At 65.7% G+C, this 11,071-nt stretch carries 10 protein-coding genes and 1 pseudogene; 6 read left to right on the forward strand and 5 right to left on the reverse strand.

Annotated features, from left to right (window positions below; translation table 11 throughout):
- Positions 1 to 6 precede the first annotated feature (6 nt).
- From tcuA to AC1DS5_RS14950, 3 genes are read left to right on the forward strand one after another with little or no spacing between them, the layout of a single operon-like run.
- Positions 7 to 1,413: an FAD-dependent tricarballylate dehydrogenase TcuA gene (gene tcuA, locus AC1DS5_RS14940; protein ID WP_477719034.1), complete on the forward strand. Its 1,407-nt coding sequence runs from the start codon at positions 7 to 9 to the stop codon at positions 1,411 to 1,413.
- Positions 1,400 to 2,587 (forward strand): tricarballylate utilization 4Fe-4S protein TcuB, encoded by a 1,188-nt coding sequence (gene tcuB, locus AC1DS5_RS14945; protein WP_477719035.1) that lies wholly within the window; start codon positions 1,400 to 1,402, stop codon positions 2,585 to 2,587. The genes tcuA and tcuB overlap by 14 nt, the downstream gene beginning before the upstream one ends.
- Positions 2,588 to 2,647: 60 nt before the next feature.
- The gene (locus AC1DS5_RS14950) at positions 2,648 to 3,826 is read left to right on the forward strand and encodes an MFS transporter (RefSeq protein ID WP_477719036.1); all 1,179 of its coding nucleotides are present in this window, start codon (positions 2,648 to 2,650) and stop codon (positions 3,824 to 3,826) included.
- Positions 3,827 to 3,831: 5 nt separating this feature from the next.
- On the opposite strand, the gene AC1DS5_RS14955 is transcribed toward AC1DS5_RS14950, so the two are convergent.
- The 3 genes from AC1DS5_RS14955 to AC1DS5_RS14965 form a co-directional block, all read right to left on the reverse strand.
- Positions 3,832 to 5,331, reverse strand: coding sequence for an AMP nucleosidase (locus AC1DS5_RS14955; RefSeq protein WP_477719037.1), 1,500 nt, complete (start codon positions 5,329 to 5,331; stop codon positions 3,832 to 3,834).
- Between the two features lie 71 nt (positions 5,332 to 5,402).
- A complete protein-coding gene (gene gorA, locus AC1DS5_RS14960) occupies positions 5,403 to 6,782 on the reverse strand; it encodes a glutathione-disulfide reductase (protein ID WP_477719038.1) in 1,380 nt (459 codons plus the stop codon).
- A 22-nt stretch (positions 6,783 to 6,804) separates the two neighbouring features.
- Positions 6,805 to 7,695, reverse strand: a complete 891-nt coding sequence (locus AC1DS5_RS14965; protein ID WP_477719039.1) for a LysR family transcriptional regulator — start codon at positions 7,693 to 7,695, stop codon at positions 6,805 to 6,807.
- A 171-nt stretch (positions 7,696 to 7,866) separates the two neighbouring features.
- Here AC1DS5_RS14965 and AC1DS5_RS14970 point away from each other — a divergent pair, with 171 nt between their 5' ends.
- Together AC1DS5_RS14970 and AC1DS5_RS14975 are read left to right on the forward strand one after the other, a co-directional pair.
- A complete protein-coding gene (locus AC1DS5_RS14970; protein ID WP_477719040.1) occupies positions 7,867 to 8,544 on the forward strand; it encodes a glutathione S-transferase family protein in 678 nt (225 codons plus the stop codon).
- Positions 8,541 to 9,497 (forward strand): pyridoxamine 5'-phosphate oxidase family protein, encoded by a 957-nt coding sequence (locus AC1DS5_RS14975; RefSeq protein ID WP_477719041.1) that lies wholly within the window; start codon positions 8,541 to 8,543, stop codon positions 9,495 to 9,497. The genes AC1DS5_RS14970 and AC1DS5_RS14975 overlap by 4 nt, the downstream gene beginning before the upstream one ends.
- A 40-nt stretch (positions 9,498 to 9,537) precedes the next feature.
- On the opposite strand, the gene AC1DS5_RS14980 is transcribed toward AC1DS5_RS14975, so the two are convergent.
- Positions 9,538 to 10,461 carry a LysR substrate-binding domain-containing protein gene (locus AC1DS5_RS14980; RefSeq protein ID WP_477719042.1) on the reverse strand — a complete coding sequence of 308 codons (924 nt, stop codon included), beginning with the start codon at positions 10,459 to 10,461 and terminating at the stop codon, positions 9,538 to 9,540.
- 95 nt (positions 10,462 to 10,556) lie between these two features.
- Here AC1DS5_RS14980 and AC1DS5_RS14985 point away from each other — a divergent pair, with 95 nt between their 5' ends.
- Positions 10,557 to 10,811, forward strand: coding sequence for a DUF2917 domain-containing protein (locus AC1DS5_RS14985; RefSeq protein WP_477719043.1), 255 nt, complete (start codon positions 10,557 to 10,559; stop codon positions 10,809 to 10,811).
- 24 nt (positions 10,812 to 10,835) lie between these two features.
- Here the strand turns inward: AC1DS5_RS14985 and AC1DS5_RS14990 are convergent.
- Positions 10,836 to 11,071, reverse strand: a pseudogene (locus AC1DS5_RS14990) (IS4 family transposase); the annotation flags it as partial.

Raw genomic sequence — 11,071 nt, forward strand, 5'->3', positions numbered from 1 at the left:
CAAGAGATGCTGGATGTCCTGGTGATTGGCGGTGGCAATGCCGCTCTGTGTGCCGCCTTGATGGCGCGGGAGGCCGGCGCCAGCGTGCTGGTGCTGGAGTCGGCGCCGCGCGAGTGGCGTGGCGGCAATTCCAGCCACACGCGCAACCTGCGCTGCATGCATGAGTCGCCGCAGGACGTGCTGACCGACGCCTACCCGGAAGAAGAGTACTGGCAGGACCTGCTCAAGGTCACGGGCGGGCAGACCAATGAACAGCTGGCGCGCCTGGCGATACGCGAATCGTCGCGCTGCCGCGACTGGATGCGCCGGCACGGGGTGCGCTTTCAGCCCTCGTTGTCGGGCACGCTGCACCTGTCGCGCACCAATGCTTTTTTCATGGGCGGCGGCAAGGCGCTGATAAACGCCTATTACCGCAGTGCCGGGCGCCTCGGTGTGCAGGTCCGCTATGACGCGCCCGTCGATCGCCTGGAACTGCGCGATGGCCGCTTCGTGGCCGCGCACTGCGGCGCCGAGCGGATTGAGGCCCGCGCCTGCGTGGTGGCCAGCGGCGGCTTCGAGTCCAACCGCGAGTGGCTGCGCGAAGCCTGGGGCCAGAATGAAGCGGGCGAGTGGCCGGCCGACAACTTTGCCATCCGCGGCACGCGCTTTAACCAGGGCGTGCTGTTGCGCGACCTGATGGCCCAGGGGGCGGACACCATTGGCGATCCGACGCAAAGCCACTCGGTCGCCATTGACGCGCGCGCACCGCTGTACGACGGCGGCATTTGCACCCGCGTCGACTGTGTCTCGCTCGGTGTGGTGGTCAACAAACACGCCCAGCGTTTTTACGATGAGGGCGAGGACTTCTGGCCCAAGCGCTACGCCATCTGGGGCCGGCTGGTGGCGATGCAGCCCGGGCAGCTGGCCTATTCGGTGATCGATGCCAAGGCCGTGGGCCGCTTCATGCCGCCGGTGTTCCCCGGCGAAAAAGCCGATTCGCTGGAGCAGCTGGCGTGCCAGCTGGGCCTGGACGTGCAGGCGTTTTTGCGCACGGTGAATGACTACAACACGGCCTGCCGCGTCGGCACCTTCGACCATGCCGTGCTCGACGATTGCCATACCGAAGGCTTGGCCCCGGCCAAGACCCATTGGGCCCGGCCCCTGGATACGGCCCCGTTTTACGGCTATGCGCTCAAGCCCGGCATCACCTTCACCTACCTGGGCATGAAGGTCAACGACCAGGCGGCCGTGCATTTTGGCGGTCAACCCAGTTCCAACCTGTTTGCCGCCGGTGAAATCATGGCGGGCAACGTGCTGGGCAAGGGCTACACCGCCGGCGTCGGCATGACCATCGGCACGGCGTTTGGCCGGATTGCCGGCACCCAGGCCGCCCGGGCGGCCCTGAATCACGGAGCGCGACATGCAGCAGCTTGAAGCCCTGACCCGCGAAGCGCGCGCGCTGGCGGTCGGTGACCTGCCATTGACCCCTTTCGAGGCCGAAGTCGGCCGGCAAATGCAGATCTGCAATGCCTGCCGCTACTGCGAAGGTTTTTGCGCCGTGTTCCCGGCCATGACGCGCCGGCTCGAGTTTGGCAAGGCCGACATCCACTACCTGGCCAACCTCTGCCACAACTGCGGCGCCTGCTTGCATGCCTGCCAGTACGCGCCGCCGCACGAGTTTGCCGTCAACGTGCCGCAGGCCATGGCGCAGGTGCGCGGCCAGACCTATGCCGACTACGCCTGGCCGCCCGCCCTGGGGGCGCTGTACAAGCGCAACGGCCTGACGCTGGCACTGGCGCTGGCCGCCGGACTGGCGCTGTTCCTGGTGCTCGCCCTGGTGATGAAGGGCACGCTGCTGCATGAACCGCTGGCGGGAAATTTCTATGCGATCTTTCCGCACAACCTGCTGGTCTCCATGTTCGCGCCGATTTTCCTGTTTGCTGCGCTGGCGCTGGCACTGGGCGTGCGCAAGTTCTGGCGTGACGTGGCGCCAGGCGACGCATCGGGGGCCGCCACGGTTGAAGTCATGAAGCGGGAAGCGGCGGTCGAGGCCACCGTGGACGCGCTGCGCCTGAAATACCTCGACGGCGGGCATGGCGAGGGCTGCAACAACGACAGCGACGCGTGGACGCTGTGGCGGCGGCGCTTTCACCATCTCACCTTCTACGGTTTCATGCTGTGCTTTGCCGCTACTGCGGTGGCCACGCTTTACCACTATCTGTTGGGCCTGCAGGCGCCTTATGCGCTGAACAGCCTGCCGGTATTGCTGGGGACGGTGGGGGGTGTGGGCCTGCTGCTGGGCCCGGCGGGTTTGTTGTGGCTCAACCTGCGGCGCCACCCGCAGCACGGCGATGCGGCCCAGAAACCGATGGACCGCGGATTCATCGCCCTGCTGTTTCTGACCAGCCTGACCGGCCTGGCCTTGCTGGCCTGGCGCGACACATCGGCCATGGCCCTGCTGCTGGCGGTTCATCTGGGCGCGGTGATGGCCCTGTTTGCCACCCTGCCGTACGGAAAATTTGCGCATGGGGTGTACCGCTGCGCCGCCCTGCTGAAGTGGACGACGGAAAAACGCCTGCCCACCGGGCTGCGGCTCAGCGAAGACTGAGCGCCCCATCAACGAAACGGCAGTTTGGATGGACGGGGGGTGCGGGATATAGTCCAGCCCATGAACGATGCCGTTCCCCGTCATGTGCTGCCCGTGCTGGTACTGGCGCAGTTTGCCGGAACCTCGCTGTGGTTTGCCGTCAATGCGGTGATGCCGGACCTGCAGCGTGAACTCGGATGGCCGGCATCCGCCGTCGGCACGCTGACCTCGTCGCTGCAACTTGGTTTTATCGTGGGTACGCTGGTTTTTGCCGTCCTGGCCGTCGCCGACCGCTTTCCGGCCCGGCGGGTCTTTCTGGTGTGCTCACTGTCCGGTGCCCTATGCACCGTGGGGGCTTGGTGGATGGTGCGCGAGTTCACGGCCCTGCTGGTCTGGCGAACGGCGACCGGTTTTTTTCTGGCGGGCATTTACCCGGTGGGGATGAAGATTGCCGCGCAATGGTATTCACGCGGGCTGGGTGCCGCTCTGGGCCTGCTGATTGGTGCCCTGGTGCTTGGTTCGGCCAGTGCTCATGCGCTGCGTGGGCTGAGCGGTGAATTGCCCTGGCCCAGCGTCATGCTGGGTGTTGCCGCGTTGGCCGCTACCGGCGGTGTGCTGCTGTACGGCCTGTTGCCCGAGCCCCCTGCGGGTCCGGTGCGGCGCAGCACGCTGGAATGGCGCGCGTTGGCCACGCTGTGGACCGACTGGCGTGTGCGATCCTCGGTCCTGGGCTATTTCGGCCACATGTGGGAGCTCTACACCATGTGGGTGCTGGTGCCCCTGATTCTGGCCAGCCGGCTCAACGGGGCGGCGCTGTCGCTGGCTGCATTTGGCGTCGTGGGTGCCGGTGCCATCGGTTGCATGGGTGGCGGATGGGTCGCACAAAAAATCGGTAGCGCGCGGGTCGCGTGCGGGCAATTGGCGATCAGCGGCCTGTGCTGCCTGCTGGCGCCCTGGCTCATTGGCGCGCCGGCCGTATGGTTCGCGCTGTGGCTGCTGGTGTGGGGCATCACCGTGGCCGGCGACTCGCCGCAGTTTTCCGCGCTCACCGCCAGCAATGCGCCGCGCCAGGCGGTGGGCAGCGTGCTGACGCTGACCAACAGCATAGGCTTTGCGATTTCCATCGTTAGCATCGAGCTGTTCACCAGTCTGACACAGCGCCATGCGCTGGCGTCGCTGCTGCCCTGGCTGGGTGTCGGGCCGGCGCTGGGCCTGCTGGCCATGCGCCCCCTGTTGCGCCGCCAGCCTGAGCCGTCCTGAGGCTCTTACTGAAACGCCACCTCGGCAAAGCTCCTGAGCTTGCGGCTGTGCAGCTGGTCGATGCCTTCGCCGCGCAGCAGCTCCACCGCGCGGATGCCGATGCGCAGGTGCTGGTCGACCCGCTCGCGGTAAAAGTGGTTGGCCATGCCGGGCAGCTTGATCTCGCCGTGCAGCGGCTTGTCGCTCACGCACAGCAGGGTGCCATAGGGGACCCGAAAGCGGAAGCCGTTCGCGGCAATCGTGGCGCTTTCCATGTCAAGCGCAATGGCCCGGCTCTGGCTGAAGCGGCGCTGCGGCTGGTTGCCGGGCAGCAGTTCCCAGTTGCGGTTGTCGGTGGAGGCCACCGTGCCGGTGCGCATGATGCGTTTGAGGTCCGGGCCCTGCAGGTGGGTCACGTGTTCCACGGCCTGCTCGAGGGCCTTCTGGATTTCGGCCAGCGCCGGGATCGGCACCCACAGCGGCAACTCTTCGTCGAGCACATGGTCTTCGCGCACATAGCCGTGCGCCAGCACATAGTCACCCAGCTGCTGGCTGTTGCGCAGGCCGGCGCAATGGCCGAGCATGATCCAGGCGTGGGGCCGCAGCACGGCGATGTGGTCGGTGATGTTCTTGGCGTTGGCCGGGCCGACGCCGATGTTGACCATGGTGATGCCGGTGCGGTCGGCGCGCAGCAGGTGGTAGGCCGGCATTTGCGGCAGCCGCGGCGGCGCCATGCCCAGCTCGTCGCCCGTGATGGGCGGCATGCCGGCGCGCCGCGTGACCACATTGCCGGGTTCGATAAACGCGATGTACTCGCTGTCCGGGTCGGCCATGGCTTCGTGGCCCAGGCGCACGAATTCGTCGATGTAGAACTGGTAGTTGGTGAACAGCACAAAGTTCTGGAACCACTCGGGCGAAGTGCCGGTGTAGTGGCGCAGGCGCTGCAGCGAATAGTCGACGCGCGCGGCGGTGAAGAGCGAGAGCGGCTGCGGCTCGCCCGGCCGCGGCTCGTGGGTGCCGTTGGCAATGCCGTCGTCCATGGCGCTCAGGTCGGGCAGGTCGAAGGCGTCACGCATCAGCATGCGGCGCTTCACGCTCAGGTGGCCCTCGATATGGTCATGCTCGGCAAACGAAAAATGCACGGGGATGGGCTGGGTGCTGGTGCCCACTTCGAGCTCGACCGAATGGTTCTGCATCAGCAGGCGAAACTGCTCGAGGTAGTACTCGCCATAGAGGTCGGGCCGCGTCAGCGTGGTTTCAAAGCGGCCGGGCCCGGCCACAAAGCCATAGCTCAGCTGGGCGATGTCCGGCGTCTCCAGAATGGCGCGCGCCACCGTGTCGGTGTGTATGCGCACAAAGGGGTAGCAGGCGCGCACATGGCCGGGCAGGGTTTCTCCGGCAACATAGCGCTGCATGGCATCGCGCAGGTGCGCAATCTGCTGGTCATAGATGACGCACACCTGCGCCAGCGCGGCAGCGGGGTCGGAGTAGCGGGTCGGGGCAATGAAGGGGGGCAGGTAGGACATGGCGGGGAATTCTTGATTTCATTCCATCATAGAGCTATCGCCCGCAGGGCGGGCGCCTTCAGAGCCTGTTCTCAGGCCTTGACCGGCTCCCGCATGGTCACAAACTCTTCTGCGGCCGTGGGGTGGATGCCGATGGTGCTGTCAAACACCGCCTTGGTGGCCCCCGCCTTCATGGCCACGGCAAAGCCCTGCACGATCTCGCCCGCGTCCGGTCCCACCATGTGCAGGCCCACCACGCGGTCCGTGGCGTCGTCGACCAGCAGCTTCATCAGCGTGCGCTCCGTGCTGCCGCTCAAGGTGTGCCTGAGCGCCTTGAAGTCGGTGCGGTACACCCGGATGGCGCCAAATTGTTCGCGGGCGTCGGCTTCCGAATACCCGACCGTCCCGATATTGGGATGGGTGAACACGGCGGTGGGCACGAAGTTGTAGCTCATGCTGCGCGGCGTGTTGCCGGCGGTGGGGCCGAACAGGTGGTCCACCACCACCATCGCCTCGCCCAGTGCCACGGGCGTCAGCTGCAGGCGCGCCGTCACGTCCCCCAGCGCATAGATCGAGGGCACCGAGGTCTGGTACTGCGCATTCACCTGGATCGCGCCCACCTCGTTCACCGCCACACCCACGGCCTCCAGCCCGATCCCGCTGGCATTGGGCGCGCGGCCGGTGGCATACAGCACGCTGTCCACCAGGAAACTGGCCGGCTTGTCCTGCAGGTCTTTCACCTCAACCTGCAGCCCGTCGTCAGTTTTGGTGATGGTGCTTATTTGCGTGCCCAGTTGCAGGTTGATGCCGGTCTTGCTCATTTCCCCGGCAATGAAGCGGCGCACGTCGTCGTCAAAGCCCGTCAGAAGCTTGTCACGGCGATGGACCTGGGTGACCTGGGATCCCAGGCCGTTGAAGATCGATGCAAACTCGCAGGCAATGTAGCCACCGCCCACTACCAGCAGGCGCTTGGGGAAGGGGCTCAGGTCGAACATCTGGTCGGATGTCACCACATGCTCGCGGCCGGGGATTGTGGGCACGGTGGGGGTGCCGCCGGTCGAGACCAGGATGTTTTTGGCCGTGAACCGCCTGCCGTCGACTTCCACCGTGTGCGCATCCAGCAGGCGGGCCCAGCCCTCGATGATGGTCACGTCGGCGCTCGTGAGCAGCTGCACATAGACGCCGTTGAGCCGTGAAATCTCGCGGGCGCGGTTGGCCTTGAGGAGGTCCCAGTCGAAGGTGGGGGCCTCGCCGACCCAGCCAAACCCGAGCGACTCTTCAAAACTGTCGCCGTAATGGGCGGCGTAGCTGTAGAGCTTTTTCGGGATACAGCCGACGTTGACGCAGGTGCCGCCCATGGCGGCGACTTCGGCCAGCGCTACGCGGGCACCGCGCTGCGCGGACATGCGCGCGCAGCGCACGCCGCCGCTGCCGCCGCCGATGACGAAAAGGTCAAAATCAAAAGTTTGCATGCGCTTTTTCCTTTTTCTGTCTTCAGGACTGGAAGTCCTTGAGTTCCCTCTTGATCCACTCGATGAACACCCGGGTGCGCATGGGCAGCAGCCGGGCGTGCGGGTAGACCACGTTGATCGGGCGAACCGCCGGCTCAAAATCCTCCAGCACGGTGCACAGTTGCTTGCTTTGCAGAAACGGCGCCACCTGGTAGGACAAAAACATGCCCAAACCCGCACCGGCCACGCAAGCCGCAACGGCCGGCGCATTCTGGTTGAACTCCAGATTACCACTGACGGCCAGGCGCAGTGGCCGGCCCTGGTCATTGAACGGCCCCCAGGTGAGGGCATGCTCGGTCACACGCACGCAGTTGGCCTTCAGCAGGTCTTTGGGATGCCGGGGTACGCCGTGGCGCTGCAGCCAGGCGGGGCTGGCTACCACCAGGCGCCGGATGTGGCCGACCGTCTGCGCGACCAGCGTGGAGTCTTCGGGCTCGCCAATGCGTATGCCCACGTCAATGCCTTCTTCCAGCAGGTTGACCACGCGGTCCAGCAGCACCATGGAGCAGCGCATTTTTTCGTATTGCTGCACAAAGCGCGTCACGGCAGGGGCAACATGCATTTGCCCGAACAGCACGGGCGCGGTGATGGTCAGGTGGCCCGTCGGTTCGCCGGCCTCCGCCGTGAGTGCTGCTTCCGCATCATCCAGCGCGGCCAGCAATTGCCGGCAACTCTCCAGGTGCCGCCGGCCTTCCTCGGTCAGCGAAATGCGTCGCGTGGTCCGGTTGAACAGGCGCACGCCCAGTTGCGCTTCGAAGCCGGCCAGCGTGCGCACCATGGCGGGCAGCGACGACTCCATGACGCGGGCCGCAGCGGTCAGGCTGCCTTCTTCGGCAATATGAATGAAAGCCTGCATGGCCCTGAGCTTGTCCATGGCGCCATGGTAACCCGTGCTTGAAATTAATCCGATTTAGGGATTAGTTAAATCCTATATGAGCTATTTATTCAAATTAACGGATCAAACAGAATCCACCGTATTCGAATTCACCGTTCCCTTGTTCCCTTTCACCTTGTTCCATTTCATTAACCCTTTTGAAAGACCCGCATGAACGCAGTTGCCGCCGCCACCCCCAACGCAAGCCTCAAGGCGCTCCCGGCGCAGCCCATCAAGCTTTACCGCGTTGCCATTTCCGGCCACGCCCACCGGGTGGAGCTGTTCCTGTCGCTGCTGGGCCTGCCATTTGAGCGGGTGGAGATTGACCTGGCGGCCAAGGCGCATAAAACACCTGCATTCCTGGCCATGAACGCCTTCGGTCAGGTACCCGTGATTCAGGATGGCGACGTGACCCTGGCCGATTCCAACGCCATCCTGGTGTACCTCGCCCGGCGCTATGCGCAGGACGCAGACGCCTGGATGCCGACCGAGCCCGTGGCTGCGGCCGCCGTGCAGCGCTGGTTGTCGGTGGCGGCCGGCCAGCTGGCGTTCGGGCCTGCCGCGGCACGCGTCATCCAGCTGTTCAAGCGGCCCGACAGCCCGGACGCCGCCATAGACCGCGCGCATGCCCTGTTTGCCGTGATGGAGCAGCAGCTCGGGCAATCCGCGTTTCTCGCCGGCAACACGCCCACGCTGGCCGATATTGCCAACTACAGCTATACCGCCCATGCACCCGAGGGCAATGTGTCGCTGGAGCCTTACCCCAGGCTGCGCGCCTGGCTGGCCCGCATCGAAGCCCTGCCGCGCTTTGTCCCCATGGTCAAAACGCCCACCGGGCTGGCAGCATGAGCGAATCCGCGTTTCACGAGGGCGAGCGCGCGGTGCAGGCCCGGGTGGGTGTGCGGGAGCGGATGGCGCAGCTCGGCCCGCGCGTCATCCGGGACTTCATGCCCGATCAGCACCGCGCGTTTTTTGAGCAGCTGCCCTTGGTGATTGCCGGCACGGCAGACGCATCCGGCCAGCCCTGGGCCTCGGTGCTCGCGGCGCCACCTGGTTTCATTCACTCGCCCGATCCACAGCGGCTGGTGGTGCAGGCGCAGCGCCTGCCGGCCGACCCCCTGGAAGACACGCTGGCGGAAGGCGTGGCCATCGGCCTGCTGGGCATGGAGCCTCACACGCGGCGGCGCAACCGCATGAATGGCGTGGTGCAGGGCCTGGGCGCGGCGGGCTTTTCGGTGCAGGTGAGCCAGAGCTTTGGCAACTGCCCCAAGTACATCCAGGCCCGCGAGCCGGTGTATGACCTGGGCCGTGCGCGTGCGCAGCCTGTGGTGCATCAGGCGGGCCAGCTCGACGATGCGGCGCGCGCCATGATCGCGGCGGCCGACACCTTCTTCATCGCGACGGCCTATATGGGTGACAGTGGCAGTGACGACGCGGGGCGGGCCGGCGGGGTGGATGTGTCGCACCGCGGCGGCAAACCCGGCTTTGTGCGGGTAGACGCCGACGGCACGCTCACGGTGCCGGATTTCATGGGCAATTTCTTCTTCAACACGCTGGGCAATATTGCGGTCAATCCGCGGGCCGGCCTGCTGTTCATCGACTTTGACAGCGGTGACCTGCTGTACCTGGCGGTCACGGCAGACATCATCTGGGATGGCCCCGAAGTTGCGGCCTTTGAAGGCGCCCAGCGCCTGCTGCGTTTCAAGGTGCAGTCCATGAAGCGGGTGGAGGCCTCGCTGCCCTTGCGTTGGGGCCGGGCGGAGCTGTCACCTGTGCTGGAGGCCACCGGCGCCTGGGCCTGAGCTACTGTCTGGGTCTCCAGGAATCCGCCGCTGAACGGGATCAGCCGATCACCTCGAGCGTGAGTTCGCGTTCAAGCCATGCGCGGAATTTCTGCACGGCCGGCCGCTCCGCGCTGTGGGCCGAGACGACGATGCGGTAACCCATCCCCTCGACCGTCTGGCCGGGCAGGACCACTTGAAGCTGGCCGCTCCTGAGCAGGGGCAGCACCAGCGGCGTGCGTCCCATGGCCACGCCTGCGCCCTGCACGGCGGCGTTGAGCACATGTTCGTACTGCGAGAAATACAGGCAGGGCTGCTGCGGCGACTGCCGCAGGCCCAGGCGTTCGTACCATGCAGTCCAGGACATCCAGGAAAAGCGCATCGCCGGGTCGTAGTAAACGAGCAGCGGCGCGTGCAGTATGTCCGCGGCGGAGGCGATGCGCGCCGCGATGGCCGGCGCCGCCACGAGCATCACCTGTTCCTGCAGCAAGGGCGGCGGGCCTTCCACGCCGGCCTGCAGCGGACTCAGCCGCACCGCAAGGTCCATGCCCTCGCGCTCAAGGTTGAGCCTGGCCTCCGAGGCATCGACGCGTACATCGATGGCCGGCTCCAGCGCCTGAAACTTCGCCAGCTTGGGCGCCAGCCACAGCGCCGCAAAGGACGGCGTGGTGGTGACTGAGACCGACACCCGGTCCACGGCCAGCAGGCGGTCAATGGCCGTGGCCAGTTGCGCCAGCGATGCACGGGCCGCCTCATAGAGCTGCCGGCCCTCGGGTGTCAGGCTCAGCCCCTTGCCGCCGCGCAGGAACAGCGCCATGCCGAGCGCATCTTCAAGGCTTTTCACCTGCTTGCTCACGGCCGACTGCGTGATGCAAAGCTCCTCGGCCGCAGCGGTGAAGCTCAGGTGGCGGGCTGCCGACTCGAAGCCGCGTATCGCGTCGAGTGACATCGCGCGAAGGGAGTGGGATGAAGAGCTGTTGAGCATGGCATGAATGTTTGGAATACCCCGGATGACAAACCATCCGGCCACGCGGGCCGGTTCCAGAGAAGAATCAGATCACAGTTTTGAAGGAGACCATCATGAACGCATCGCAATTCCCGCTGAAGGTCGGGCTCATTCCCCAAACCCTGCACCTGCACCCCGGCGAGGCCGTGACCTGCACCCGGGGCGGTGTCTGGATCACCAGCGACGCTATAACCGGCGATGGCATAGCCGGCGATGTCGTGCTGGACCGCGGCCAGGCCTTCGTGGCGCAGCGGGCCGCCGACTACTACGTGAGCGGGCTGCGGCGCCACGGCGCCTGCAGCCGCATCGCCTTTGCTTCCCAACCCTAAAACCAAATCTAAACCGAATGGCACTTACTTTGGCTCATAGGCATGACCATGCCTCTGGACGTGTCGGCGAGCCTGGTCGCGGGGCACCTTCAACCAGGGGTAGGGTTTGGGCCTTCGTTTTCGCATTCGCGGCTCGATGCGTCCGGGTCGATGGCCGACCCTGCATTGTGCGATCAACGTGAATAGCCGCCCGCAATCCTTCGTGGCCGAGAGGCCTCGCGAGACCCACTCTGTCCACAGTTGCACCGTGTGCTTGAAGC

It is taken from the genome of Polaromonas sp. P4_H1, from assembly GCF_056400945.1.